Source organism: Streptomyces sp. So13.3, from assembly GCF_005860785.2.
Classification (GTDB): Bacteria; Actinomycetota; Actinomycetes; order Streptomycetales; family Streptomycetaceae; genus Actinacidiphila; species Actinacidiphila fildesensis.
In genome coordinates this window covers 1,989,087-2,015,055 of sequence record NZ_CP048835.1, presented here as the reverse complement: position 1 = coordinate 2,015,055, position 25,969 = coordinate 1,989,087, and the positions used below count along the sequence as shown (strand labels likewise).

At 67.3% G+C, this 25,969-nt stretch carries 24 protein-coding genes; 15 read left to right on the top strand and 9 right to left on the bottom strand.

Going from position 1 to position 25,969, the window contains the following annotated elements:
* Positions 1-3 precede the first annotated feature (3 nt).
* The 6 genes from C8250_RS09145 to C8250_RS09120 form a co-directional block, all read right to left on the bottom strand.
* Positions 4-216 (bottom strand): hypothetical protein, encoded by a 213-nt coding sequence (locus C8250_RS09145; RefSeq protein ID WP_138357261.1) that lies wholly within the window; start codon positions 214-216, stop codon positions 4-6.
* A gap of 103 nt (positions 217-319) precedes the next feature.
* On the bottom strand, positions 320-1,747 hold the full coding sequence (locus C8250_RS09140) for a glutamine synthetase family protein (RefSeq protein WP_138357262.1): 1,428 nt from the start codon (positions 1,745-1,747) through the stop codon (positions 320-322).
* Entirely contained in the window at positions 1,747-3,264 is a 1,518-nt protein-coding gene (locus C8250_RS09135; protein WP_138357263.1) for an amino acid permease, read from the bottom strand. Before C8250_RS09135 ends, C8250_RS09140 begins: the two co-directional genes overlap by 1 nt.
* A gap of 108 nt (positions 3,265-3,372) precedes the next feature.
* Positions 3,373-4,299, bottom strand: coding sequence for a hypothetical protein (locus C8250_RS09130; protein WP_346268728.1), 927 nt, complete (start codon positions 4,297-4,299; stop codon positions 3,373-3,375).
* 402 nt (positions 4,300-4,701) lie between these two features.
* Positions 4,702-4,896, bottom strand: coding sequence for a DUF2304 domain-containing protein (locus tag C8250_RS09125; RefSeq protein ID WP_138357265.1), 195 nt, complete (start codon positions 4,894-4,896; stop codon positions 4,702-4,704).
* Positions 4,897-5,207: 311 nt separating this feature from the next.
* Entirely contained in the window at positions 5,208-5,615 is a 408-nt protein-coding gene (locus tag C8250_RS09120) for an ATP-binding protein (RefSeq protein ID WP_187144793.1), read from the bottom strand.
* Between the two features lie 195 nt (positions 5,616-5,810).
* Between C8250_RS09120 and C8250_RS09115 the strand changes: the two genes are divergently transcribed.
* From C8250_RS09115 to C8250_RS09100, 4 genes are all read left to right on the top strand, one after another.
* Complete coding sequence (locus C8250_RS09115) at positions 5,811-7,325, top strand: helix-turn-helix transcriptional regulator (protein ID WP_138357267.1); 1,515 nt, start codon at positions 5,811-5,813, stop codon at positions 7,323-7,325.
* A gap of 4 nt (positions 7,326-7,329) precedes the next feature.
* Entirely contained in the window at positions 7,330-8,043 is a 714-nt protein-coding gene (locus C8250_RS09110) for a haloacid dehalogenase-like hydrolase (RefSeq protein ID WP_138357268.1), read from the top strand.
* 233 nt (positions 8,044-8,276) lie between these two features.
* Positions 8,277-8,948: a 2'-5' RNA ligase family protein gene (locus C8250_RS09105; protein WP_138357269.1), complete on the top strand. Its 672-nt coding sequence runs from the start codon at positions 8,277-8,279 to the stop codon at positions 8,946-8,948.
* 90 nt (positions 8,949-9,038) lie between these two features.
* Positions 9,039-9,698, top strand: coding sequence for an HAD family hydrolase (locus C8250_RS09100; RefSeq protein WP_138357270.1), 660 nt, complete (start codon positions 9,039-9,041; stop codon positions 9,696-9,698).
* A 49-nt stretch (positions 9,699-9,747) separates the two neighbouring features.
* Here C8250_RS09100 and C8250_RS09095 read toward each other — a convergent pair whose 3' ends face one another.
* Positions 9,748-10,701 carry an FAD-dependent oxidoreductase gene (locus C8250_RS09095; RefSeq protein ID WP_138357271.1) on the bottom strand — a complete coding sequence of 318 codons (954 nt, stop codon included), beginning with the start codon at positions 10,699-10,701 and terminating at the stop codon, positions 9,748-9,750.
* An 11-nt stretch (positions 10,702-10,712) separates the two neighbouring features.
* Complete coding sequence (locus C8250_RS09090) at positions 10,713-12,158, bottom strand: transcriptional regulator (RefSeq protein WP_138357272.1); 1,446 nt, start codon at positions 12,156-12,158, stop codon at positions 10,713-10,715.
* A 307-nt stretch (positions 12,159-12,465) separates the two neighbouring features.
* On the opposite strand from C8250_RS09090, the gene C8250_RS09085 reads away from it, so the two are divergent.
* The 9 genes from C8250_RS09085 (at position 12,466) to C8250_RS09045 (ending at position 21,714) form a co-directional block, all read left to right on the top strand.
* Positions 12,466-12,879 carry an ATP-binding protein gene (locus tag C8250_RS09085; protein WP_244809055.1) on the top strand — a complete coding sequence of 138 codons (414 nt, stop codon included), beginning with the start codon at positions 12,466-12,468 and terminating at the stop codon, positions 12,877-12,879.
* Between the two features lie 148 nt (positions 12,880-13,027).
* Positions 13,028-14,266 (top strand): glycosyltransferase family 4 protein, encoded by a 1,239-nt coding sequence (locus tag C8250_RS09080; protein ID WP_346268727.1) that lies wholly within the window; start codon positions 13,028-13,030, stop codon positions 14,264-14,266.
* Positions 14,263-15,246, top strand: coding sequence for a D-2-hydroxyacid dehydrogenase (locus C8250_RS09075; protein ID WP_138357274.1), 984 nt, complete (start codon positions 14,263-14,265; stop codon positions 15,244-15,246). Before C8250_RS09080 ends, C8250_RS09075 begins: the two co-directional genes overlap by 4 nt.
* Positions 15,247-15,263: 17 nt before the next feature.
* Complete coding sequence (locus C8250_RS09070) at positions 15,264-16,379, top strand: radical SAM protein (protein WP_138357275.1); 1,116 nt, start codon at positions 15,264-15,266, stop codon at positions 16,377-16,379.
* Positions 16,376-17,503, top strand: a complete 1,128-nt coding sequence (locus C8250_RS09065; RefSeq protein WP_244809053.1) for a hypothetical protein — start codon at positions 16,376-16,378, stop codon at positions 17,501-17,503. The genes C8250_RS09070 and C8250_RS09065 overlap by 4 nt, the downstream gene beginning before the upstream one ends.
* A gap of 33 nt (positions 17,504-17,536) precedes the next feature.
* A complete protein-coding gene (locus C8250_RS09060) occupies positions 17,537-18,346 on the top strand; it encodes a radical SAM protein (RefSeq protein ID WP_138357277.1) in 810 nt (269 codons plus the stop codon).
* 31 nt (positions 18,347-18,377) lie between these two features.
* The gene (locus C8250_RS09055) at positions 18,378-20,111 is read left to right on the top strand and encodes a carbamoyltransferase C-terminal domain-containing protein (protein WP_138357278.1); all 1,734 of its coding nucleotides are present in this window, start codon (positions 18,378-18,380) and stop codon (positions 20,109-20,111) included.
* Positions 20,108-20,731 carry an HD domain-containing protein gene (locus C8250_RS09050; RefSeq protein ID WP_138357279.1) on the top strand — a complete coding sequence of 208 codons (624 nt, stop codon included), beginning with the start codon at positions 20,108-20,110 and terminating at the stop codon, positions 20,729-20,731. Before C8250_RS09055 ends, C8250_RS09050 begins: the two co-directional genes overlap by 4 nt.
* Complete coding sequence (locus C8250_RS09045) at positions 20,728-21,714, top strand: glycosyltransferase (RefSeq protein ID WP_138357280.1); 987 nt, start codon at positions 20,728-20,730, stop codon at positions 21,712-21,714. The genes C8250_RS09050 and C8250_RS09045 overlap by 4 nt, the downstream gene beginning before the upstream one ends.
* A 9-nt stretch (positions 21,715-21,723) precedes the next feature.
* On the opposite strand, the gene gltX is transcribed toward C8250_RS09045, so the two are convergent.
* Positions 21,724-23,139: a glutamate--tRNA ligase gene (gltX, locus tag C8250_RS09040; protein WP_138357281.1), complete on the bottom strand. Its 1,416-nt coding sequence runs from the start codon at positions 23,137-23,139 to the stop codon at positions 21,724-21,726.
* Between the two features lie 403 nt (positions 23,140-23,542).
* Here gltX and C8250_RS09035 point away from each other — a divergent pair, with 403 nt between their 5' ends.
* Complete coding sequence (locus tag C8250_RS09035) at positions 23,543-24,586, top strand: restriction endonuclease (RefSeq protein ID WP_138357282.1); 1,044 nt, start codon at positions 23,543-23,545, stop codon at positions 24,584-24,586.
* A 137-nt stretch (positions 24,587-24,723) separates the two neighbouring features.
* Complete coding sequence (locus C8250_RS09030; protein ID WP_203673445.1) at positions 24,724-25,884, top strand: ISAs1 family transposase; 1,161 nt, start codon at positions 24,724-24,726, stop codon at positions 25,882-25,884.
* Positions 25,885-25,969 lie beyond the last annotated feature (85 nt).

Here is a 25,969-nt window from a genome sequence, read left to right as displayed (position 1 = left end):
CGGTCACAAGGGTCCTTGGTCGATGAGAGGTGGAGGGCCCGGGCGGTGCTCACCGGGGTGGGCCGCCGTCCGGCGGGTGTGCCGGCTCGCCGCCGGGGTCCTCGGCGGGCGGTGGGGCGGGCAGAGGTCCTGGGCGAAGTAGCTGACGGTGGCGAACAGCGCGAGAGCGGCGAAGGCGACGCTGGAAACCACCGCAGTGACCTCGGAACTGCTCACTCAACAACCCCCTTCGTGCGATGTGGTGCTCGGAGATCCAGGCATGGGGAACGCAGGTCGTGGCAACGACGGTGGGCCGGTGGTGTCACCGCGGCGCGCCCGCTCAGGCGCGGGTGAACCAGCGGTGCCGGTCGGTGTCGGTGACGGCGAAGCGGTGGGCTTCGACTTCGATCTGCCCGAGACGGGCATAGTGCGCGACCACCTCGGGGCCGAAAGCCTGCTGGGCGACCGGGCTGTGGCGAAAGGCGGTCACCGCGTGATCGAGGGTGGTAGGGACTGGTGGCGCATCGGTGGTGTCGTAGGCGTTGCCAGTGCATGGCGGCGGGGGCTTCAGCTCGTTGTCGAGCCCGTGGGTGATGCCGGCCAGGACGGCGGCGAGGGCGAGGTAGGGGTTGGCGTCCGCGCCGGGCAGGCGGATCTCCAGGTGCAGGCCGTCGCCGTGGCCGACGACGCGCACAGCGCAGGTGCGGTTGTCGATGCCCCAGGTGAAGTGGGTCGGGGCGAAGGAGTTGGGTGCGAACCTCTTGTAGGAGTTGGCGTTCGGTGCGTACAGCGGCGCGAGCGCGGCCAGCGCGTCGAGTAGCCCCGCGATGGCCTGCTGCGCCACCTGCGACAGGGTGCCATCGGGATCCACCAGGATCGGATGAGCTTCCCTCCACAGGGACACGTGCAGGTGCAGGCCGCTGCCGGTGCCAGTGGCGGGGGCGGCCATGAAGGTCGGTGCCATGCCGGCGCGCTGGCTCATCAGACGCACGGCGTGCTTGAACACCAGGTGCCCGTCGCACGCCGTCAGCGCGTCGCCGTAGGGGAAGGTGACCTCGACCTGCCCCAGAGCGCCCTCAGTCTTGATCGCCTCGACCGGCAGACCCGCACCGGACAGGGCCGCCTGGAGTCGTCGGAAGAACCGGTCGATGCCCGGGTCATGGTCCAGGGCGTAGTCCAGATTCTCCGGCGTGATCGGTTGGAGACCGTGGTGCCCGGACGCGGCTGCCTGCGCGTAGGTGCCCTGGTAGAGGACGAACTCGCTCTCCAGGCCGGTCTTGACGTGCAAGCCATGGTCGGCGAACCGAGCCAGCTGGCGGCGCAGCATCCGGCGCGGGGACACCTCGAGCAGCTGCGCGTCGGGGTCGACGGCGTCGGCGAGGACCAGCGCGGTGCCCGGCATCCAGGGCAGGACCCGCACGGTGGACAGGTCGGGGCTGACTCGCAGGTCCTGGTAGCCGGTCTGCCAGGAGGCCAGGGCGAACCCGTCGACCGGGGTCATGTTGATGTCGGTCGCCAGCACGTAGGCGCAGACCTCCGCACCGCCCTCGGCAACGCGGTCGACGAAGTGCCGCGCGTGGTACCGCTTGCCCTTCAGTCGGCCCTGCAGGTCGGGTAGGGCGAGCAGTACGGTGTCGATCCGGCCGGAAGCCACGTGGTCGCGCAGTTGGGGCAGGGTGAGCTGGCCGGTCGGGCGGCGCCCGCCCGCCACCTGGGGCAGAAGGTCCGGGCGGGAGGCGGGGCCGCTGCGCGCGGTGGTGCTGGCCATCAGACGATCTCCGCTTCCAGCTTCGCCATCTCCCGGTCAGCAGCCACGGTAGGAACCTCGTAGCCGCGCCTGGCAATGCGCCACCAGATCGCGGCCAGCGCCAGCACGACCACCAGCGCAATGGGCGCGTAGTTGAAGGAGGTCACCGAGACCAGGCCGTGCTCGGGGCGGGTCTGCGGCAGGCAGAACAGCACCGTCACGAAGACCACCCAGGCCACGGCGACCCAGCCGACCAACACCCCCCAGCGGCCCAGGTTCCACGGGCCGGGCGCGAAGCGGCGACCGGCGCGCAGCCGCAGGTAGATGGGGATGGCATAGGCGGGGGTGATCCCGATGACATTGATCGCCGTCACGGCCCCGTACGCGACCGTGCTGTACAGGGCCGGCAGCGCGAGCAGCGCAGCGACCGTCACCGACAGCAGCACCGCCCGGGTCGGGGTGCCGGTACGGGAGCTCACCCGCCGCCAGTGCCGGGAGCCGGGCAGGGCGCCGTCGCGGGAGAACGCAAAGACCATCCGGGAGCACGCGGCCACCTCGGCGTTTCCGCAGAACAGCTGGGCCACGATGACGATCAGGAGCAGGCCCTTGGCGCCGGAGATGCCCAGGGCGTCGAGGAAGATCTGCGCGGGCGGCACCCCGGTCGCGGAGCCTTGGGTGCCGGCGTAGTCCTGGATGGCGAACGTCAGACCGGCCAGCAGCACGAACCCCGCCAGCCACGACCAGGCGATCGAGCGGACGATGCCACGCGGGGCGCTGGTCTGGGCATCGGTCGTCTCCTCCGACAGGTGCGCGGACGCGTCGTAGCCACAGAACGTGTACTGCGCCAGCAGCAGCCCGATCATCACCACGTACAGGCTGGAGTGCCAGCCGGTGCCGTTGACGAACGTCGTGAACACGAAATGCGCCGACTGATGGTGGGCGGGCACCAACGTCAACGCGGTGACGATCACCCCGACGCCGGCCAGGTGCCACCACACGCTGATGGAGTTCAGGACGCTGACCAGCCGGACACCGAACAGGTTCAACGTCGCGTGCAGGGCCAGAATCACCAGGTAGATCACCATGATCGACTGCGGGGTGGGCTCGAACCCCCACTGCAGGTTCGCGAACGCCCCCGTGAACAACGCGCACCCGTAGTCGATTCCGGCGATCGCCCCGAGCAGCCCGAGGAGATTGAGCCAGCCGGTGTACCAGCCCCAGCGGCGGCCGCCGAGCTGGTCGGCCATGTAGTACAGGGCGCCGGAGGTCGGGTAGGCGGAGGTGACCTCGGCCAGCGCGGCGCCGACGAACATCACCATCGCGCCGACCGCGATCCAGCCCCACAGCATCACCGCCGGGCCGCCCGCGCCCATCCCGAACCCGTACAGGGTCATGCACCCGGACAGCACCGATATGACGGAGAAGGAGATGGCGAAATTGCCGAACGCCCCCATCCGCCGGGTCAGGACCGGCTCGTAGCCGAGATCGCGCAACAGGGCATCATCATCCGACAACCGGGTAGGGCCGGATCGTGGCATGGGGGACATGGAAGGACCTCCGGAACAAGAGTGGAGAGGAGAAAAGGGATAGAAGAGGCGCTGAGCTGGGGCGGTCGAGTTGCGGTAGTGCCGACGGCGGGCGGCGGGTCAGCGGTGCGGACCGGCGCGAGCCGCGACTTCGGTGGCGGCCAGCGCCTGGCCGCGGGCTCGTACGAATTCCGCCTCTGCCAGATCCGGGCGGCCCGGGTCGTCTGTGACGTATGCCCACGGGAGCCGGGCGGCGTACGGTCCCAGCGCGGTGAACACCTGTGCGGCGTCGGTGAATTGGTGTGCCGCCCACAGGGCATGGGCGAGGTAGTTGAGATCCAGCACCGACCGGGCAGCGGGTACCGGATGGTGGAACCAGCCCGTCAGGGCTCGCTGCACGTCGAGGACGATGGGCTCCTGGGCCCACTGCCGGCGCATCAGCCGGTCCTCCGCGCCGCGCGCCCGCTGGCTGCGGCAGTTCTCGGCATAGGCATACAGCGGCAGAACCGACAGCGCCGTCCCCGACGGAGCCCATGAACCCACCCAGCGTGCGAAATCCAGCGCCACGGCCTGCGAGCCCACCGCCTGCGCGTGCAGGAACTGCAGCACCCGGTGGTACGCCTCACGACTGCACGGGTCACGGGCATTGACCTGATCGAGCAAACGCCACGGCCCCAGCGGCAGCATGGGCTCCGTGGGCCGCACCCGGTGCTCCACCCGCCGCAGCCCCCGATCCAACTGCGCCAACGCCAGCAGACATACCCACGGCACCGGATCAGCCCGCGCCAGATCGGCAGCGATCAACGACGCCTCCCGCGCCTCCCACGCCAACACCTCGGTACTGCCATGCCCGGCCCGGCCCGCGTGCAGGGCCCGCTCCACCGCGACCCGGGCCCGCATCACCTGCGCGTCCACGCTCCCCGGCTCCTCGACCAGCCACGCCTGCACCACACCCGACCGCGCTGCTGCTGCCGCCAGCACCTGGGAACGAGACGTTCGCAGGTCCCATTGGGTCCCGGTCCGCGCCAGCAGATCCCGTATCGCCATCCACCGGCCCGTCCCCACCTCCTCTAGCGCCACCCGCAGCTCGGCATCATGGCCCGCGGGGTGATAGACGGGCCGGAACTCACCCCGGCCGGATGACGCACCTCCGCCCCGCATCAGCCCACCCAGCCAGTCAGGACTCGCCGTAACGAGCGGGACGAGGAGCACGAGGTCCTGGGTGCTGTTCCCCGACCGCGAGCGCCGTCCAGGAGACAGGCGGCAGCCACGCCCGCCGCCGAGCTGCTGCTCTGGCACGCAGCCAGAAGCTGCGGAATCTGCATCATCAGGTGGTCCTCGGATCGACGGTGTTGGGGAGAAAGGGGGCCGTCCCCGGGGGCGAACGCTCAGCTACTGCCGTGGGGGTGCACCAGCAGCTGAGCGCCCGGCCCACCGGGGGCGGCCGGTCTAGAAGTGCAGGCCGGCGATCACGCTGGCGAGGTTCGCGACGCCCTTCGTGATCGCCGGTGCAGCCCTGGAACTGGCCAATTCGAAGCCGAGCAGCGCGCACACCAGCGCGGGAACCGGCTTAACGGCCTTCTGCCGGATCAGCAGGACGACAACGATCAGCAGCAGAATGACCAGCGAGACGCTCAGCGCCACGAGAGCGCCTCCTTCCGGGTATGCGATTAGCGGACCTCGGGACGAGTCGTTTGGGACGCACTGTCTGGGGACTTGCCCTGGCCACCGACAAGGGCCATGGGGGCCGTCCCGCACTCGCGCGATCTTGGAGAGTGCGGGACGGCCGGAAGGACGCAGGCCCTACAGGGGTGGGCGCACTGATCGATGCCCAAGACCTACGTCCCCCGCCTCGCTCGCTGGAACGAGGAGGCGGTCGTTCCCTCACTGCGGGCCGTCGGGCGGGAGAAAATCGCCCGTGGAGCGTCCGCGGCAGGGAGGCTTTGCGCCCTGGACTACGGGCTGTGAAGTTCGAACCAGACGTACTTGCCGCCCGTTGAAGGAAACGAACATCCCCAGGTCGATGCCAGTGCATCGATCAAGGACAGGCCACGGCCCCCACTGCTCACCGTCGAGTCCGGTCTTATCAGTGCAGGCAGCGGTGTTGGGTCCGCATCGTGTACCTCAATCCGCAGGATGGGGGGCTCCCAGACGGCCACGACGCCCACGTCCACCACTCCCTCGGCATGGCAGATCGCATTGGTAACGGCCTCACTCACCAGCAACTGGGCGTCATCAACGAGCTCGTCGGCATCCCACAAATGGAGATCGTCAGCCAACTGCCGCCGTACCGAGGCCACGGATCGTGGTTCCGGCGACATCGACATCGACAGTCGCTGGGCCGACTGTCCGGTGGTGAGCATCAGACCCCCTGAGGTTGATCGCGAGCCCCAGAGGTCGTGAGGTTGTCGGCTCACGGGCTGAGGCACTAGTGACGGCCCATCAACCATGTGTGAGGATCGGGGTTTCTGCACATTCGCTGGGTGATATCGCGGGAGTGATATCCATTCGTTCAAGGCTGCACCGCTCATCCGCGTGTCCGCCGGCAGGAGGTTGGAATGGCCGCCGAGGTCGGACGCCGGTGCGTGCAGTGTGATGGTCTGCTGAGCCGGTACAACGACGCCGACCGGTGTGCGGCCTGCACACGGCTTGAGGCCGCTCTCGTGCCGGAATTGCCGCGCGTTCCGTCCAGGGTCTGGCGCGATCCGGCAGTCCAGGGTGCCCTTGCAGACTGGGACTTCGGCCTGGCCAGTCGCCTGATTCGCCAGCGTTCATCACTCCGGCAGGAAGACCTCGCAGGACTCACGGGCCTGAGTCAAGCATTCCTCTCCATGCTGGAATCCGGCTCGCGCCGGCTCACCAACATCGACAAGATCACTGCCTTCCTGGGTGGACTCGAGGTGCCCAGCCATCTCGTCCAGGTGCCGATCCCCGGACGTCCATCCCGCGCAGTGCCTTTGCCACCGCGACCCCAGAGCGAGGACCAGGATCCGGCGCTGTCGTGGACGGCCGGCCGTATGGTTGCCACGTTGAACGACGCGGTTGGAGGCCGGTCCGTGGAACGTCGCAGTTTCCTCGCGGTGAGCGGTATGGCGTTAACCGCCTATGTCCATCACTGGAGTACCGCCGATGCGGAGCCCCTGGAGCGCGCAGTGGATGGCAGCAGCGTTTCTGCCGCACTTGTGCTGCATCTTCAGGGCACGATTGATCATCTGCGGACGATGGACGCGAGTGCCGGCAGCGGCAGTCTCGCGCAGCTCGGCAGCGCACACCTGGCACTTCTTTCGACGACCTTGAAGCATGGAACCTACGGGGAGGCCATCGGTCGCCAACTCGCGGGTATCGCGGCCGATACTGCGGCACAGACTGGCTGGTTCTATTTCGACTCCGGGCAGCACGATCTCGCGCAGCAGTACCTCCTGGCCTCCTTGCGCGCAGCTCACGCTTCCGGTGACCCCAGGCTCGGAGCGGCGGCTCTGTCCTACCTCGCCATTCACAGCTACTCCACCGGTCACCCGCGGGACGCGGTCTCGGCCGCGCAGGCCGCGCGGGAGAAGACCAAGTCGTTGGGGACCACGGCGCTCCACGCAATGCTGCTGACGCGCCAAGCCCGGGGGCACGCCAAGCTCGGTGAAGAGCAGGCAGCATGGCGGGCTCTCGAGCAGGCAGCGGAGTTGTGCGCCAAGGGCCGCTCCGAGCAAGATCCACACTGGTTGTACTGGATCAACGAAGGCGAGATCCACGGTCAGGCCGGCAGCTGCCACCTCGACCTCGACAATCCGATCAAGGCCATGGAGAGCCTCGGAGCGGCACAAGCTGCTCTGAACCCGGCCGATCGGCGTACCCGTGCTCTGTTTCTCACCCGAGCTGCCACGGCACAGGTACGCATCGGCGATATCGAAGCGGCGTGCGCCACCGCCCACGAAGCCATCTCACATGCCGAACACCTGCAATCCGCTCGGTTGAAGGACCACCTCACCTCCTTGACCACCGAACTCAGGACCGCCGGTCCCAACGCGTACGCTCACGACGTGATCGAACGCGCTGCCACCGTCTCGCGGACGGAGACCTGACACTGTGGCCAACCTTTCGCTGATTCTGTGGGACATCGACCGAACCTTGCTCTATGTCGGAGACTTCGACCGCCAGGTCTACCGCGAGGCGTTCGCCGAGGTCGTCGGCCGCCCGGCCGAGCAGCTGCCCGCTCGGGGCACCGGCGTCACCATGCCCCTTGCCATCCGCGAGCTGCTACTGACCAACGGCGTGCCTGCGGAAGCGGTCCCCGACCTCCTCCCCTCCATGGTGGAACTACTGCCGAAGTACCTCTCGGCCTATGCAGCCGAGATGAAGCGGACGGGCACGCTCATGCCAGGAGCGGAAGACGCTCTGCGTGCCGTCCAAACGGCCCCTGGACTGATCCCCACGGTGGTCACCGGCAACCTCAAGCCGAACGCGATGATCAAGCTGCGCGCATTCGAACTGGACGCCTACGTCGACACGGACATCGGCGGCTTCGCCTCCGATGATCACAACCGTCCCGCACTCGTCCGCATCGCCCAGAGCCGGGCCCAGACCGAGCACGCTGTGGAGTTCACCCGGGCAAATACCGTCATCATCGGTGACTCGCTCGAAGACGTACGAACCGGCTTGCTCGGCGGCGCACCCGTCATCGGCGTGGCATCCGGCAAGACGACGAGCGAGGAGCTCTCGGCGGCCGGGGCAGACATCGTCCTTCCCGATCTACGCAACCTGGACGATTTGCTGGCAGCCATCGCCGAGCTGACCGGGTGAGGCGCCCTGGGGAAGGAGACGCAGCTGCGCTAGCAACCGCGTCCGCCGGAGGTGCTGGAGTCCGCAGAGGCGCTGCGTACATGGCGGTCCCGGCCAGCCTCGTATGTCATTTGCGACCCAGCCCTTCCCCCGTCAATTGAACTTTACGGAGGAGTTCGGTGCATTCAGTCCGGCCTTCGGCCCAATCTGCAAGTTTTCCCACCGAGGGCCCTCCGTCACTGACGGATCCACACTTGATCGCAGAGCATGAATGGGCCGCCTTCTCCAGCTTGTCCGAAATGGGCAACCATTGGCAGCGGCCAGGTTGGGGGCCGGACACCCGGCGCTATTACTGGTTCCTCACTGTTGACCACGCACCGAAGATCGCGGATCTGGCCCGGCGCTGTCAGGAGCCGCTGGAGGGCGGTGGCTTCGACATCGTCCCGGCTGAGGGCCTGCACATCACCATCTGCCACATCGGTGACAAGCACGACGTCACCGAGCAGACCCTGAAGAATCTCGTGGCAGCCGCCCAGTCCGGGTGCCGCTCGCTCGCTGCGTTCGATCTCCAGGCAGTCCCGGTGGCCGGCTCCCGCGGAGCCGTGCGGCTGAGCCTCGCCCCGTGGGCACCGCTGCTCGCGCTCCACCTGGCTGTGGCCACCGCCTGCGTGGTCGCGGGTCTCAAAGGGCACCAACCGACGCACGACTTCCGCCCGCATCTAGGTGTCGCCTACTGCAATCAAGAGACGAAAGCCTCACGCGTCCGCAAGAAGATCCAAGAATTACGGAACGTAGAGTCACAGCAGTTCACCGTTCGTGAAGTCCAACTGGTTGAACTACGCCGCGAGAGTCGGGTCTACCGTTGGGACGTGAAGCACTCCATCCCCTTGCTCTCTGCGACGGCCCACCTCGGGCCGCCGACCTGATGCGGACGACATCGCTGGGACGGGGAGCCATCCGCTCGGTGCCATCGGGAGCGCGTTGCGGAGTTGCCGAAAAGCCATACGCTGCCGTTCATGATTCGTGCTGTCGTGTTCGACGTTGGTGAGTGCCTGGTTAACGAGACCCGCGAGTACGGCACGTGGGCGGACTGGTTGGAAGTTCCCCGGCATACCTTCGCCGCGATGTTCGGAGCTGTCATCGCGCAGGGCCGGGACTATCGAGAGACGTTCCAGGAGTTCCGGCCAGGCTTCGCCCTGACCGAGGAGCGAGAAAAGCGTGCTGCGGCGGGAAAGCCGGAGTGGTTCGGCGAAGACGACCTGTACGCCGACGTGCGGCCTGCGCTCGCCGCGCTGCGCGAGGTCGGGCTGTGGGTCGGGATCGCGGGGAATCAGACTGTCCGCGCCGGCGGCCTTCTGCGCGGCCTGGACCTGCCTGCCGACATGATCGCCACCAGCGATGACTGGGGCGCGTCCAAGCCGGATGTGAAGTTCTTCGAGCGCGTCATCGACGCGACCCCGGCCGAAGCGGGCGAGATCCTGTACGTGGGAGACCGGCTCGACAACGACATTCGCCCGGCCGTCAAGGCCGGTCTCCTCACCGCTTTGATCCGGCGCGGCCCGTGGGGCACCATCCAGCAACGTGATCCCGATGCCGAAAGGATCACCACGATGCGCATTGACTCGCTCGCCGAACTGCCGAAGAAGATAGCTAAATTCAACGCTGCAGCGCGCTGACCGTTGCACCCCAGCCGTCTTTGCCCGTCCGCGACCTCTCAGTTGAAGATCACTTCCTCGTCCACAGCCTGCGGACGTCGCGGGCGCAGCCCCAGGACAGGGTGACCCCAGCGCCGCCGTGACCGTAGTTGTGGATCAAGAGCGTGCCGTCTGGGAGAGGCGCGGCTTCGACGCGGACGCGATCGCGGGTAGGGCGGGCGCCGATCCGGTGTTCGAGGACGCGCGAGTTCGCGAGCCTGGGCTCTACCGCGATGCAGCGGGTCAAGATGCCCGCTGCAGCTTCGGTATCTCCATCGAGGCTCGTGTCTCCGTCGAGGGCGGTACCGCCGAGAATCACGGTGTCACCGTGCGGGTAGATGCAGAGCAGGTCAGGCGAGGCTCCGGTGTCCTCGGAGAAGAACTCGGTCAGTCCTGGGTTGGTGACAACGACGTGCTGGCCGCGGATCGGCCTGACGTTGGGATCAGGAACCAGCGCCCGGGAGCCCAAGCCGGCGCAGTTGATGATCGCCGAAGCGGGGCCGGGCTCCGAGAGCGAGCGCAAGGTGCGCTGCTCGACGCCGCCCCCGGCTGCCTGCAGCCGGCGCTGGAGATAGTCCAGGTAGACCGGCATGTCGATCAACGGCACGGTGAATCGATAGCCGGAAGCGAAACCCTCGGGCAGTTCGGCGGCATCGCACGGGTGGAAGCCAGGCAGGGCAGTGGCCCAGTCGGGCGCGGCCTCGGCATGACGGGAGGCTTCGATGCCGCTGGTCATCCGGACACCGGTGGCCGGGTCCGATGCCAGTGTTTCGAATTCGGCCAAGGAGTCGCGACTCCACTGGTCGACCTTGTCCTTGGGCTCGACCAGGTACGGCCCCCACATGGCGCCCGCTGCCAGCGAAGTTGGTCCAGGCAGCCGATCTGCGATCACCTCCACTGCCGCCCCGGCTTCGGCCAACAGGACGGCGGTCGTCAGTCCGGAGACACCGGCCCCGACCACAACAACGCGCTCGTTTCGGGTCATGGAACCGGACTCTAGCGGGATGGCCCAGGGGCTGGCGCATTCTGGGCAAGGGCTTGTTCTAGCACGGGCAGGAAGCTGCTGACGTAGGGATTGCGCTGGCGTCGGCGTAGGTCAGCGGCCAGTTGTTGGAGCAGGGCGGTGCTACGCGGGGAGCGGACTACGTCGAGGCGGTCGGCTGCAGTTTGGCCTACCTGGCATGCAAGCTCCAGGTCACCCCGTGCGCTGTGGCCGAGCGCCAGCCAGGCTCCCTCGAATAGGCCCCGTCGCTGGCTGGGGTCACCCCGGACGACCTTGTGGGCGCCGGTTTCCAGTATGTCGGAGCCCTGCGTGAGGACTGATTTTGCGGATGCGTTGGAGCCGTCGCGTTGTTGGGTGCGTCCCATTTGGATCAGCGAGTATCCCGCCTGGCAGTCCAGGTGGTTGTCGGTGAGGAAGTACATCCAGCGTGGTTCGTCCTCGCCTCCACCGCGCCGTTCGATGAGTTCGCGGGCGGTGGAGCGGGTGCGTGCAAAGTCGGCGGCGCGGCCGGCAGCGGCGTAGGCGTATGCGAGCCGTGACAGGACCGAGGCTCGGACAGCGAGCGGGGCCGCGTCGCTGGCCCGGCGGGCGGCTTCGCCGAGGGCGATGGCGTCGGCGGGGTGGCCTCTGCTGGCGGCCTGGAAGGCTAGGTCGGCGAGGATGTGCGCGCACAGCGGCAGGTCGTTGACTTGGTGAGCAGCGCGCAGTGCCGTGACGAAATACCGCTGAGCCAGACCGTGGTCGGCAGCGTCGAAGGCCATCCACCCTGCGAGTTGGCCGATTTCAGCCAAAGCCCGCACTAGTCGGGTCAGTACCGTCTCGGAGTGTCCTCCGTCGTGGACGAGCAGACCCACGGCCCGGAATTGAGCGCCGACGTAGGGAAGGTGCCGGGCCCCTCCGTGCTCGTCGTCCAGCATCTGCAAGAGCGGCAGGTGGTGTTCGACCTGATCGATCAACGGGTCGGCACCCGAGGCGCTTGCCATGCGGCGCGTATAGATGCCGCGCCCGGCGGTGCCGTCCAGGTATTGAGCCACCACGGCGATCAAGCCGGAGCCGGAGATCGCCAGGAAGCGGCGTCGGTCGACGAGTCCTCCGAGCACCCAGTCCTCCACGATGCTTCCCAGGCCCTGAACCGTCCAAGGGCGCGCGAGATCGGTATCGGCGGGGACGAGCATCGGAGAGTCTCCCGCACGCCCCTGCCACAGTTCGGCCACCGATATGACTCTGCCCAAGTCCTGGGATAACACGTACGCGGTCATAGCCGGCAGCGGAGAGCGAGGCAGGGCTGAGGTATCACGCCAGTGATACGGCGCAGACTCGGCCACCGTTCCCGTCCCGAATACCCGGTTGAGCTTGCGGGCCAGGACCTTCGGGCTCCAGCCCAGCTCCTCCAGACACGCGACCAAGACCGCGTTCGGCTGTACGGACCGCGCACCCACCGCCGACCACCCCACGTCTTCCAGAGGATCCGAATCCGGAACCTGTCCATCGTCATGCCCACCGACCGCCGCTTGCCCACCCCTTGACGGAAGTTGACCGAGTTGACCGATTGATCGGCTGATGCCAGCAGGCCCCTATCCGGTGTTCTGGAGTCAAGGGCAGAAGGGCGTCACCTTCGCCGCTGATGGAGAGGGGACCATGGTCTTGAAGCGCCACGCGAACATCTCCCGCAGTCGGCCGTGCAGTGCCCCCGAGCCCAAACCTGAGCAACCGCACCCTGCAGCCCTTACGTCGGGACACCTGCGGATGGATTTGCCGTTCACTCCGCTGGTGGCAGACGTTGCCCGTAGTGCTGTGACGGTCGACTTGCTCAGCGCAGGCCCAGACAAGCCGGGGGACGACGCCCGACTGGCTGTCTCCGAGATGGCCACCAACGCGTTCATGTCCGGCAGCCCGCCGCTCGTGCTCTGCCTGGACTGGACCGCCGAGCACAGCCACATCCTGGATTTCGAGATCACGGTCACCGACGGCGGCTGCGACAGCAGGAACGACGCACCAGACACTGGCTGGCCAGCGGACGGGGCGGAATCCGGTAGGGGCCTGGGCATCGTCCAAGCCATGGCGTCGGCTTGGTCCCTGGACATCGGAATGCATGCGACCCGCGCTTGGTGCCAGCTCGCCATTCTTCCTGAAGACCCCCTCGGCCATCGCAGCCACTGATCACACCTGCGCCCGCCCGCACTTCCGTCCCCGAAGGAGGCGAGACACCTTGCCAGAAATCCATCTGCCCCAGACGATCGGGGCACCGCTGATCGGCCGGCCCCGCGTCGGCCCACTGGTCGTACCCGGATCCGACCGGCAGCCCCGCGTGATTGTCGCCCTGCACGAGGGCTTCTACGGGGCCAGTTCGGGCAGTGGATTCAGTAACCGCGCCTTCCTCACGGCACTCACCCGGCTGCTACCGCCTGGCCGCCTCACCGTGGTGCCCGCGCACATCCCGGCTGGACATCCCGGCCACGACCGACAGTGGGCCGCCCAAGTCCACCGGATGTTGGACGCTGCGGGCGCCGAGATCCTCCCGATCCCGAATGGGCATGCGCTGACCGATTCGGTACGCGGCAGTGAGAACCTGTGCGGACTGGTCGGGGAGGAGAGCGACCCCATCGCCGCCCGGTCGGACCGCTGCCTCCTGATCGGCCTGGACGTACCATTCCTTGGCCTCGCCCCGTACACACCCAAGGGCGTGGACCTGCTGCTGGTCCCGCGCTCCACAGCCGCTCTGGCCCACCCCGAGGACAAGGAGCGCATCCGCTGGGAACGGGCCGGTCTTGCATCGGCTGCCAATCGCGGTAGCCGGATCGGGGCGATCTCCCGGCACATGAACGAGCACCTGAAGCTCACCTACAAGGTCCCCGCCACAGCCATCGTGGATTTGCCGAATGGGTTGCTGCTGCAGGAGGAGCCCCATCATCCGGCGGCGATCCTGCCGCTTCCCCTCCGTGCTCGGGGTGGCTTCCTGTTTGCCCTTGGGCGTCCCGTGCCGGAGAAGGGATTCCAGGACCTGCTGTATGCCCTGCAAATTCTGCGGGACCAGCACGTCCGAGTTCCCCACCTGGTGCTGGCGGCGACAACACCAGGACAGCGCGAAAACCGGGACCAAGCCCACTTAGCCAGCACGATAGGCGAACTCGGGCTGGACGCGACCCTGCTCACGCACTTCAGCCCCGCCATCCGTAGCTGGTTGCACAGCCCCGCGCTGCGGGCCGTGGTGGTGCCGTCCCGCAAAGAACCGTTCGGCCGGATTCCGTTGGAAGCCTTCGCGGCCCAGGCCGGGCCGGTGGTAGCGACACGTACGGGCGGCCTCCTCCAAACCGTCCTGGAGGGCCAGACCGGATTCTCAGCTGCTCCGGGCGACCCAACCTCCTTGGCTGCCGCGATCCAGCGGGCCCTGACGGTCATGCCGCGTGACCGCATACGCCTGGTACGAGCCGGGACCGCGCTGCTCACCCAGCGGCACGACTACCTGGCCACCATCGGCTCGTTGCTCGCCGAACAGGCGCCCTGGGCTCTTGTCCCGGCTCCAGCGACGATCGGCGGCCCACGATGAGCCGCACCGTGGTTCTGGCCTGTCTGGAGTCCCCGCATTTCTTCTGGCGCCTGTCCGCGATCCAGACTGACGCACTACGCGCTGCGTTTCCCGGTGTGGACTTTCGCGTCGCCACCATCGAGACCGTCCCCGACCAGCTGCCTGGCGCCCACGTGTATTTCGGCTGGCGATTCGACCCCAGTTGGTTCGCCGCCGCTCCGGACCTTAGGTGGATCGCCTCGCCCGCTGCCGGAACAGATCACCTACCGATCGTTGAGGCAGAGGCCGCGGGTATCGCTGTCACCCGCTCCTACGGGTTCCACGGCCGCCCGATGACCGAGCACGCCATGGGCCTCATCCTCGGCTTCTCCCGTGGCCTATTCACCAGCGCCCGCCTGCAACAGACAGAGCCCTGGTGGAAGGACGACCTCGTCGACGACTTCTTCGACCTGGCGGGAGCCACCATGACCATCGTCGGTTGCGGCAGCATCGGCTCCCATCTTGCTCGCGCTGCCAGCGCCTTCGGCATGCATGTCATTGGCATCCGCCGCAATCTGCCGTCGCGCCGTGCGTCTGGCATCACCTGGATGCCGCCCGATCAGATCTACCAGGCGGTCGGCGCTGCTCAGGTCGTTGTTGATCTCCTACCGGCGACCGCTGATACGGCCGGATTCTTCGACCGCGCGACATTTGCTGCCTTCCGGCCAGGCGCGCTGTTCCTCAATCTCGGCCGGGCCTCCACCGTCGACCACGCCGCGCTGCTCGATGCGCTGGACAGCGGCGCCCTACGCGGTGCGGGTCTGGACGTCACCCAGCCGAGACCCCTGCCGCTGGACGACCGCCTGCGCCGACACCAACACGTCGTCCTCACGCCCAAGACCGCCACCTTGTCGCGCACCTACATGAACGACGCTGTGGCGTTCTTCAGCGACAACCTTCAGCGCCATCTGACCAGCTCACCGCTCAACGGTCTGGCCACCAGCCGGCCCGCCGCATGCTGACCGAAGGAGGTTGACCGATGCTCGCCACCGGCCATCAGGACCTGATCGCGGCCTTCACCGCCACCGGCCGCAACCACCCCTATCTCGCCCTCACCCTCAATTCGCTCTGCAACCTGGACTGCGTCTTCTGCAAGCCCAGCTGCATGCCCGACTACGGCCACAAGGAACGGCCCCTGACCGCCGCCAACTACGCGGCCATCGCCGCCGAGGCAGGTGCCTGGAATGTGAAGAAGGCCCACTGCTCCGGCGGCGAGCCCACCCTGCGCGCCGACATCCTCGATGTCATCACCGCCCTCGCGGACGGCCTCGGTACCGGCGCCTCGATTGGCATGACCAGCCACGGCAATCTCCGCCGCGGACTGAGCGTCGAACAATTCCACCAGGCCGGACTCACCTACCTGAACGTCAGCCTGCACAGCCTCGAACCGACTCGATCAGCGGTCATCATGGGCGGCGGCGATCCCCGCAAGACCCGCGCCACGATCGACGAGGCCCTCGCCCGAGGGCTGAAAGTAAAGATCAACTGCGTCCTCCAGCGCACTTACCTGGAAGACGCCCTGGGCGTCGCAGAGCTCGCCAGGCACCTGCCCGTCGCAGTCCGCCTCATCGAGCTGCAGAACATCGGCCCGGCCCAGGCCATGTTCGACACGGAGTTCATCCCCGAGGCAGAAGTCCGTACACGGCTGGACGACTGGTTCGCTGACGCGGGAGAAGTCACCCGTGAGGAACTCGGTGTCCGCAGCCCCGGCCGCTATCTCCAGCCGACCGGCTGGGCCGGATCGATCGGGTTCATTTCCAACTCCAGCTGCGCGACCTGCTCGGACGCCAACCGCATCAAGATCACCCCTAGCGGGATCGCCCGGCCATGCATCCTCCACAACCGCGACATCCCCCTCAAGACGCACCTGGCCGACGGCACGCTCTCTGACGCCTTCGAGCACCTGTTCCGCGCCATGCTGGAGCGCAACGGCAACGAGGCATGGCAGGGCTTTCACTACGTCGACTACGACCTGCGCTGGGACCGGATGGAACGACCCGAAGGCGCCCCCGTCCTCCCCCTGCTGCCCATGGTCACCACCGGAACCGGCTCCCCGTCATGCGCCCGGCGCCCATCGGACGGAGAAGAGCAGTGACCCCCGCTCCGACCACGACGCTGCCGTTGTACGAGGTGCTGGGCGCACAGTACGAGCGGGCGCTCGCCCGCCACGGCATTAACGCGGCGATGCTCACACACAAGTGGCAGCGCGCTGATTTGCGCGCCCCGCACTCCGACCTGGATGTCCGCGTCCTCCTGGAGTCAGCCCCCGCGGACTGGCGGGAGTGGAACCATCACCTGGCGGCCGCCCACGCCGACGCCGTCATCCGCGAGCCCCGCAACCGGCGGCTGCTGGAGCACCCGCCTGGCTTCGCCTTCACCCTGGCGGAGGTTCATCAGCGCCGCATCTCACCACCTGAGTTGGCTACCTGGAGCCTGATCCACGGCCACGAACCCACACTCCAACGGTGGAAGTCCCACGCCCAGATGGTCCCGTGGACTCGCCAGGACGAACGCTTCTACCGGGGCATCCTCGACTCCCGCCTCAATGGCCGGTATCAATTGGCCGCTGACAGCGTCGACAACGTCAGCGAAGACCTGCCCGGATACCGCCGGCACTGCGTGGCCTGGCACTACCTCGCCCCCTGCTGGTTCGCTGCTGCATCGCTGGCGACTCGCACCCGCTGCCCGGGAAAGTCCGCCGCCCTCACCCAGTGGCACCCCGCCGGACTGGAGCGGCACGCCGAGATGTTCCTCCGCCACGCAGGCAGCGGCCCGCCGTACGAGACAGGCCGCACCCCTGCGATACGGGATCTTCTACGCGCCGCGCACATCGCTCTGGACGCGGCTATGCACCAGGTCCCCGCCCCGGCCGACGGTGCCGAATTCGAAGAGGCCGAGGGCTCACGCGCCATGGCCTGGACGATGACCGCCGGGATGCTCCGCGTCCGCGTCGCCCGCTGGTTGTACTACCTCGACCCGCCACGCGGCGCCATCACCGGATACCTCATCACCCGCGAGGCCAAGGAACTACGTGCCGCCACCGAGGTCCTGCGCTCCCTGGCCTCCGACGGGAGCACTCCCGAGCAGAGTCTCGCTGCCCGCATGGCCGACATCTTGCCCGCCGGCCCCACTACTGCCGCCGTCCTACGCGACGCCCTCACCCAGTGGGCGCGCCATCACGCGCTGGTGGAGGACTTCCTCAGCGCACACGCCGCATGACGCACCACCTCTCGTGACCCAAGGAGTACGACCATGCCCACCGGAGCCGCCCGATCCCGGATCCTGAAGACCGCCAAGATCAAGATCACGACGAAGTGCAACCGTTCCTGCGACTTCTGCATCTTCGCCGACGGCGCCCAGGGCGAGAACATGCCTCAGGAGATGTTCTCCACGGTTCTGGACCGTCTGGACACGATCCCGTTCCAGCAACTGCACATCAACGGCGGCGAACCCACCGTCCACCGCGCCTTTCCCGAACTCAGCCGCCTGGCCCGCACCCGGCTCCCCGACAAGGTCATGGTGCTGGGCACCAACGCCATCACCCTCGCCCGCAACCACCGCCTGATGGACACCACGCTGGAGTGCTACGACCAGGTCCTCATCGGCTGCGACGACGAACACGGCAACTACGAGCAGGTCCATGCCACCGTCCCGATCCTGCGCGCCGCGGGCAAAACCGTCGTGGTCAACAGCGTTCTGGAAGGGATCAGCGACCACCGGCTCTCCCAGCTCGCGGACCTCTGCGCTGCCTACGGGGCCATCCATGTCACCAACCACGTTCACCACATCGACGTCGGCCAGCCCCCGAACGACCTGGGCGGTCTGTGCGCCCGCTACCTCGACCAGCACCTCATGGTCGAACTCGACGGCTCCTGCTACCGCTGCTTCAACGCGATGGCCAAGGACGACAGCGAGTTCAACATCTACGACTCCGACTTCGCAGCCAAGGTCTTCGCACCGCGCTGCGCGCACTACCGCTTCTGCGGCAAGTGCCACGAATATACCGACTCCGGCTCACCCGTGATCCCGCTGCGTGTCCCGGAGTCTGCCACCGCTGCCTGACCCACGATTCCCCGCTCGGAGGTGCTTGCTCGTGCCCGCAGTCCTCGGCCTGAACTTCCACCACGACACATCCGCCGCACTAATCGTCGACGGTCGCCTCTACGCAGCCGAAGAGGAACGATGGAGCGGCATCAAGCACCATCGGCACACCCACAAAGGGGTCCTCACCAACCCCACCCACTCCCTCGCCTGGTGCCTGGATGCCGCCGGCATCACCCCAGCCGACATCGACGCCGTCTGGGCCGCATCCATGCGCCCCGCCCCGGCCGCCGGAAGGTGGCTAGGCGAAGAGCGCGAAGAACTCGCCGCACTACTCCCTGCGCCGCTCGGCGACCGTCTACGGCTGATCTCCCACCACACCGCGCACATCATGGCCGGGTACCTGCTCTCGGGGCATGACCACGCGGCCGGACTGGTCATCGACGCGGGCGGATCCTCCCTCGGCGCCGACTTCGGCCCAAGCCGGGAACGCATTACCGGCTACGACCTTCGCCCCGACCGCGTCGACCGAATCCACCAGGCCATGCCGACCGTTGCCCCGGACACCACCGGTCCGCGCCGCGTGCACCCCTCGCTCGGCCACTTCTACCGCAACCTCGCTATGAGAATCATCCCGCCGGGCGATGAGCCCGAAGGCAGCATGATGGCGTTGGCCGCGTTCGGTGACCCCGGCCGCCATCGCGAAGACGTCCGCTCCCTCGTTCGCATGGACGCTGACGGTGAGGTCCGGATCCCGCACCCACTGGGCTCGGCGGACACCACTACCCCGCTCGTCATCGGCGACCGCGCCTGGACCGCCGACAGCGCCGCCGATGCCACACTGACCGAACGAGCTGACTTGGCCGCCGCCGTCCAAGAGGTCTTCGCAGACGCCGTCACCCACGTCGCCCGCCATCTGCAACGGCTCACCGGCGCGAGCACCTTGGTCTTCTCCGGCGGATGCGCCTTGAACTCCCACCTGAACGGACACCTGGCCGCCGACGCCGGATTCGAGACGCTGTTCGTCGCCCCCGCCCCACACGACGCCGGCACCGCGCTCGGAGCCGCCCTGTACGCCTGGAACTACCAGCTCGGCCAACCCCGACTGGCGGTCCCCATCGACGCCGGCTGGGGCCCGGAACCCGGGCGATTTCCTACCACCGGCCTGCCCGCCGGGTACCAGGCCATCTCACACCTGGGTGAACGCCTCGAACCAACCGTGGCTGCTCTGCTCGCTGACCGCCACATCGTCGGATGGGTCCAAGGGCCAATGGAGTTCGGACCGCGCGCCCTGGGCCATCGCTCGATCCTGGCGCACCCTGGCGACACCAGCACCCGCGAACGGCTCAACGCCCTCAAGCAGCGAGCAGCCTACCGACCCTTCGCCCCGGCCGTACTCGCCGAACACGCCGCCGACTGGTTCGACGGAGACGGCGACCCATTCATGAACCGCGTCGTCAAAGTCCGGCCCGACCGAGCCGAACAGGTGCGCGCGGTAGTCCACCACGACGGGACCGCCCGTCTGCAAGTCGTCGAGGCCCACCACCAGGGCATGCGCTCCTTGCTGGAGGACTTCCACCGCCGCACCAACCTGCCTTTGCTCCTCAACACCTCGTTCAACCTCAAGGGCACACCGATCCTGCGGACTGCTGAGCAGGCCGTGCACGCGGCGGCTGAACTTCGGCTCGACGCTCTCGCTGTCGACGACACCCTCCTCCTCGCCGACCACATCGCCAACACCCCCAATGGCCCGCTGAACAGCGCGGGTGAGAGGCCAGCCTCATGACCACGCACAGCCTCAGCACCATCGTGGGCACCCTGAACGCCGCCACATGGGATGAGCCATATAGGTCCCGCGGTCGCGAAGCTTCGGCCCTCGCCTTGACTATCTATGCCGGTCACACCCGCGACCAGGGAACCCCTTACCTGGAGCATCCCCTTGCCGTCGTCACCGTCCTGCGAGACGAGCTCGCCGTCACCGATCCCGACACGCTCATACTCGGCCTGCTACACGATGCCCTGGAAGTCTCGCCCGACGCGGGCCCCCTCTTGGCCGCACAGATGGGCGAGGACTTCACCGAACGGCTACGCGCGATGACCCCTGCACACCGCCTGGAGATGCGGAGCAAACAGCCCGGAGACGAGGGAGCCTGGCGATCCAAGACCGCAGGTCTTGAGCCCGCCGGGCTGCTGGTGCGCTTCGCCGACCGCATCCACAACCTGCGTGACCTGCAGCAGTCCCCTGATCCCGGTCGTCGCCAGAAGTTCGTCTCCACCCTGGCCGACTTCTATCTCCCTCTCGCCAAGGCTGCCAGCCCCTTCAACACGCATCTGGAATTGGCGTACACCCTGCTCCACACCGAATACGAACGACTCCAGCGCGGCGGCCAGGAGGCACGAATATGAAGCCGGTGGTGCACTCCATGGAGCCGATAGGTCGCACCGGAGGCCGGGCCTACCTGCGGATGCTCCATGAGACCACTGCCGAACAGGTCGAATGGCGCACCATCCCCGACTACAAGCGCACCTACCGCACACGTCGCTGGCGCAAGGTACGCCACCTCGCCCGCCTTGCTCCCAGCATTCGCGCCCTGGAACACACCGGCGGCACCTTTGTCTGGGACGACCTCAGCCTGCTGCTGTTCTCCCCGGCCATGCGAGCCCGCACGATCTTCGTTCTGCACCATTACGAGCCGCTCCAGCACGACTCCGCTCCCATCGAGGCGATGCTCTGGCAACGGTTGTTCGCCGTCCTGCCGCAATGCGCCGCAGTGGTGTGCGTCGCCCCGTACTGGGCCGATTTCCTTCGCACCTACGGGGTCCACGCCACTGAGGTCATCTACAACGCCTTCGACCTCACCGAGATGGACCGGGCCCGCACCCTCAACCGCGACGAGTGCCGGGCAGAGTTCGACCTGGCCCCGGACACCATCGCCGTCTACACCGGCAAGGCTGTCCACTGGAAGGGCACCGAGGCCATCGCTGCCGCTCTGGCCGGGGATCCAGACCTGCGGGTGATCGCCACAGGCCACAACACCATCGGCTTCACCGGAACCCACTACGACCTCCCGCGCGAGCCCTACCTCCGGCTGCTGAGAGCCTGCGACGTCGGAGTGTTCGCCCCGCAGATGCAGGAAGGCTGGAGCCGCTGCGCGGCTGAGGCCCTCCTGGCCGGCCTGCCTTGCCTGATCCGCCCCATCGCCGGCCTCGGCGACCTCGCCACCCTCACCGGACAGCCCGCCCCCGATCTCGCTCGCCTTCGTGAGCAGATATACGAGCGGGCCGCCGTACCGCGGACGGAGATGAAGGAGGCGTACGAAGCCCTCGCCAAGTTCGACCCCGGCTACTTCGCAGATGCCTGGGGCAGCCTGCTGTCCAAGATCGCCTGAGACCGGCTGCTACTGAGCGGCTAGCCGCTCAGTAGCAGCATCCAGCCGAGCCAGCACGCGGTCACGGCCGAGCAGCTCCATGGACTCGAAAAGCGGCAGGCCGATGGTGCGGCCGGTAACCGCAACCCGGATCGGAGCCTGGGCCTTGCCGAGCTTCAGCCCGTGCTTGGCGCCCACGGCCTCCAGTACAGCCTTGAGGTCGCCCGCGTTCCACGGAGCGGCGGCCAGATCGGTACGGGCGTCGCGCAATACCTCGGCGGCGTCCCCCTTCATGGCCTTGGCCCACGACGTCTCGTCGAAGACCGGCTCGTCCAGGAACAGGAAGTCCACGTTCGGCGTGATCTCGGACAGAACTGCCACCCGCGTCTGCGCCAGCGGCGCCACCGTCTCGAAGACGGCCTGATCGAACGCCTCGGGCTTCCACGGCGCGTACGGAGCCACCAGCCACGGCGCACACGCCGCCGCGAACGCCTCCGGGTCCAGCGCCCGGATGTACTCGCCGTTGAACGCCGCCAGCTTCTTCACATCGAAGAACGCAGAGGACCCGTTCACATCCTCAACGCGGAACAGCCGCTCCAGCTCCTCGTACGGCAGGATCTCCTGATCGCCGCCAGGACCCCAACCGAGAAGCATCAGGTAGTTGACCATCGCCTCCGACAGGTAGCCCTCGGCGAGGTAGTCCTCCAGCGCCACCTTGTCCCGGCGCTTGGAGAGCTTCTGCCGCTTCTCGTTCACGATCACCGGCAGATGCGCCCACACTGGAGGCTTCGCACCCAGCGCCTCCCACAGCAGCTGCTGCTTCGGTGTGTTCGACAGGTGCTCCTCACCCCGGATGACCTGGGTGATTCCCTCGTCCAGGTCATCGACGACGTTCGCGATCAGGAAGACCGGAGAGCCGTCCCCGCGGGCGATCACGAAGTCCTCGATCGCACTGTTCGGGAACGCTGGCTCCCCGCGGATCAGGTCGACGACCACGGTCTCGCCCTCGTCCGGAGTCCGGAACCGCATCGCCCGGCCCGCCTCGTACGCCAGACCCCGGTCCCGGCAGAACCCGTCGTACCCGAGCTGCTGCGAGCCCGTCCGCTCCGTGACCTGCTCGCGGGTGCAGTCGCAGTAGTACGCGCGCCCGGACGTGAACAGCTGAAGACCGGCGTCGCGGTGACGGTCGGCGTTCTGGGACTGGAAGTACGGACCTTCGAACGTGGCATCGGAGTCATTGATGCCGATCGCGGAGAGGGCGCTGAGGATGCCCTCGATCCACTCTGGCTTGTTCCGCGCCGCGTCAGTGTCCTCGATCCGCAGTACGAACGTGCCGCCGGTCTGTCGCGCCACCGCCCAGTTGTAGAGAGCGGACCGCGCCCCGCCGACATGGAACATGCCAGTCGGAGACGGGGCGAAACGAACACGAACCGGGGCAGCAGACATACGGTAAGCCTACCGAATCCGCAGCGCGGACTAGAGCACCGTCACGATGCGTACCGCCCCCTCACGAAACTCCGTGGCGGATCGGCCGGCGAGGACGAGGCTTCTTCCTCATGCTCTCTAGGATGGACATCCTCCCAGGGCCGAATCTCTGACCTCGAATGTCGGTCAAAGCGGATCAAGCCTGGTTACTGGTTGGGCGTGTCCCGCATCCCACAAGGTGCACGACTGGACCTACGTTCGGCCCCTCTGGCGATTGGGAAGATCACGCCATGCCTGAGCGGGCCGCAGGGGGGTGGCCTTTGATCCTTGGCGAGCACCTCTGACAGCGCAGACAGACTGTCGCGCCGTGGTGAGATGATCGTGACTTAGCGCGTCACAGTAGCTTCACTGGGAGGGGCAGGGAGTGGCCAAGGCCAAGGATTCAGCGTTGAGGGGCTATTTGCTCGAGGAGTCGTTGGCTTGGTTGTTGCGTTTCAGCGGGTACCGCCTTTTGGTTCACGAGGACCAGGACCCGGAGGAACTGGTGTCCCACGGCGACACGCTGCGGGTCCGCGGACGAGGGGCTCTCCACCAGGTGGATGTGCTGGGGGAGTTCGCCTTCACCCCAGCGTTCTCGATGCCGGTCCGGCTGTTCCTGGAAGCCAAGTTCTATCAGAAGCCATGCGGAATTGAAGTCGTCCGCAACGGACATGGGGTGCTGCATGATGTGAACGAAAACTTCATGACCCACCCCGGTACCCGGCCCCGGCAGCGCTACCAGTATTCCTACGCCTTGTTCTCTGCGAACGGCTTCACTTCGGAGGCGCAGAAGTACGCGCTCGCTCACCAGATTTCCCTGGTTGACCTGTCCGGGGCCTCTTTCTCGTGGCTGCTTGGCGCTATCGGGAGTACGGCGTGGTCCTTGTTCGAGGCGCAGAAGTACCTGCCGGACTCCGAGCCCTTCCCGATGTCGTGGCTGCGCAAGGAACTTCGCGACGCGCTGGGCACGTCGCCGGTGAACCTGCTGCCTTCGACGGCGGTCCGTGAGGGGAAGTTCAAGCAGGCTGCTGATGCGGCGATCGCACCGTTCATTGATGTGCTGCGCCAGCACAGTGATACGGAACTCCTGCTCGGCTTCCCAGCGGCGCCCTTCATCCTTCCGCTTGCCGCGAACGATCACAAGCAGTTCTTGGCGTATGCGGAGGCACAGCCGGCCCATACGGTGCGCATCCGGCGACGTGGTCACGGCGGCGCGGCGGAATGGACAGTTTCACCCGTGGGCGACGAGGGAGCATATGAGCTGGCATTCAAGTTGCCGGAGCACATCGAGAGGTGGATCAGCGGGATCGCTGACAAAGAGCGCCGACGCACTTTGGAGGTCAAGGAGCAATTCTTGTCGGCGATCACGATCTACCGGATGAACGGCAGCGGGGTCCGGGCCCAGGGCCTCGGCGTGAAGTCGACTTGAGCGGGTTCGCCCCAACTGGCCTTGCTGGTGGGGTAGGTGGCAACATGCGGCAGGCGCGGTTGCCAGCGATCATGTGAGTGTCTACGTCCCATGATCCTTGCTGGAAGACCGTGCCTGCTCTCGCTGAATCATCTCCCATGCCCGCCGGGCTTGACCAGCTCACCGCCTCGCCGTCTCTGGCGGCTCAGGAGTGTCCCGGCCTGCTGGTCTGTCTCGCGAGGGTGACTGATCCCCGTGATCCACGGGGCCGGTTGCATCCTCTGGTCGGCGTGCTCGCCATCTGTGCGGCCGCGGTGCTCACTGGTGCGACCTCTCTGCTGGCGATCAGCGAGTGGGCGGCCGACGCACCGCAACTGGTCCTGGCTCGGCTCGGTGCCCGTCGCGACCCTTTCACCGGCCGTCACCAGGCCCCGTGCGAGACCACGATCCGCCGGGTCCTGACCCAGGTCGACGGCGATGTGCTGGATCGGGCCGTCGGCGGTTGGCTGTCTTCCCGGCTCCCGCAGAGCGCCGGGAAGTTGCTGCGGGCGATCGCGGTGGACGGCAAGTCCCTGCGCGGAGCCGCCCGCGCGCACGGCCGGAAGATCCACCTCCTGTCCGCCGTCGACCACGCAACCTCCGTCGTCCTGGGGCAGGTTGATGTCGAGAACAAGACAAATGAGATCACATGCTTCCAGCCCCTGCTGGACGACATCGATCTGCGCGGGGCGGTCGTGACCAGCGATGCGATGCACACCCAGCGCGAGCACGCCGAGTACCTGACCGGCCGGGGAGCCCACTACATCGTGATCGTCAAGGGCAACCAGAAGAAGCTCCGCAAGCAGATGAAGTCCCTCCCCTGGAAGCAGATCCCGCTACAGAACCGCACTACCGAGAAGGGACACGGCCGAGGCGAGATCCGCCGCATCAAGGTCTGCACCGTCGCCGGCCTGCTCTTTCCCGGAGCAGCCCAGGCCATCGAGCTCAAACGTCGGCGGGTGAACCGCAAGACCGGGAAGATCAGCATCAAGACGGTGTACGCGGTTACCAGCCTGAACGCCGGACAGGCCAACCCGACCGAGCTCGCGGCCCTGATCCGCGGGCACTGGTCGGTGGAAGCTCTGCATCACGTGCGAGACACCACCTTCGCCGAGGACGCATCGCAACTACGGTCGGGCAACGCGCCCCGCGCCATGGCCACCTGGCGCAACCTCGCCATCGGAGCACTCCGCCTCATCGGCCGACAATGCATCGCCGCCGCCCTCCGGAGAAACGCCCGCGACGCCACCCGACCGCTGCACATTCTGGACATTCCATGATCGCGAACCGGTCATACCGACTTCACGCCGAAGCCCTGGGTCCGGGCCTACCAGCTGAGGTACGAAGCGAGTTCCTTGTCGCACG

What these genes read in the sequence shown, in the direction of transcription:
- C8250_RS09140 (WP_138357262.1), bottom strand. Translation starts at nt 1,747, where the DNA reads ATGGCCAGCACCACCGCGCGCAGCGGCCCCGCCTCCCGCCCGGACCTT.
- C8250_RS09135 (WP_138357263.1), bottom strand. Translation starts at nt 3,264, where the DNA reads ATGCCACGATCCGGCCCTACCCGGTTGTCGGATGATGATGCCCTGTTG.
- C8250_RS09085 (WP_244809055.1), top strand. Translation starts at nt 12,466, where the DNA reads ATGGATTTGCCGTTCACTCCGCTGGTGGCAGACGTTGCCCGTAGTGCT.
- C8250_RS09060 (WP_138357277.1), top strand. Translation starts at nt 17,537, where the DNA reads ATGCCCACCGGAGCCGCCCGATCCCGGATCCTGAAGACCGCCAAGATC.
- C8250_RS09070 (WP_138357275.1), top strand. Translation starts at nt 15,264, where the DNA reads ATGCTCGCCACCGGCCATCAGGACCTGATCGCGGCCTTCACCGCCACC.
- C8250_RS09030 (WP_203673445.1), top strand. Translation starts at nt 24,724, where the DNA reads ATGCCCGCCGGGCTTGACCAGCTCACCGCCTCGCCGTCTCTGGCGGCT.
- C8250_RS09115 (WP_138357267.1), top strand. Translation starts at nt 5,811, where the DNA reads ATGGCCGCCGAGGTCGGACGCCGGTGCGTGCAGTGTGATGGTCTGCTG.
- C8250_RS09050 (WP_138357279.1), top strand. Translation starts at nt 20,108, where the DNA reads ATGACCACGCACAGCCTCAGCACCATCGTGGGCACCCTGAACGCCGCC.
- C8250_RS09045 (WP_138357280.1), top strand. Translation starts at nt 20,728, where the DNA reads ATGAAGCCGGTGGTGCACTCCATGGAGCCGATAGGTCGCACCGGAGGC.
- gltX (WP_138357281.1), bottom strand. Translation starts at nt 23,139, where the DNA reads ATGTCTGCTGCCCCGGTTCGTGTTCGTTTCGCCCCGTCTCCGACTGGC.
- C8250_RS09120 (WP_187144793.1), bottom strand. Translation starts at nt 5,615, where the DNA reads ATGCTCACCACCGGACAGTCGGCCCAGCGACTGTCGATGTCGATGTCG.
- C8250_RS09075 (WP_138357274.1), top strand. Translation starts at nt 14,263, where the DNA reads ATGAGCCGCACCGTGGTTCTGGCCTGTCTGGAGTCCCCGCATTTCTTC.
- C8250_RS09095 (WP_138357271.1), bottom strand. Translation starts at nt 10,701, where the DNA reads ATGACCCGAAACGAGCGCGTTGTTGTGGTCGGGGCCGGTGTCTCCGGA.
- C8250_RS09130 (WP_346268728.1), bottom strand. Translation starts at nt 4,299, where the DNA reads ATGGCGATACGGGATCTGCTGGCGCGGACCGGGACCCAATGGGACCTG.
- C8250_RS09100 (WP_138357270.1), top strand. Translation starts at nt 9,039, where the DNA reads ATGATTCGTGCTGTCGTGTTCGACGTTGGTGAGTGCCTGGTTAACGAG.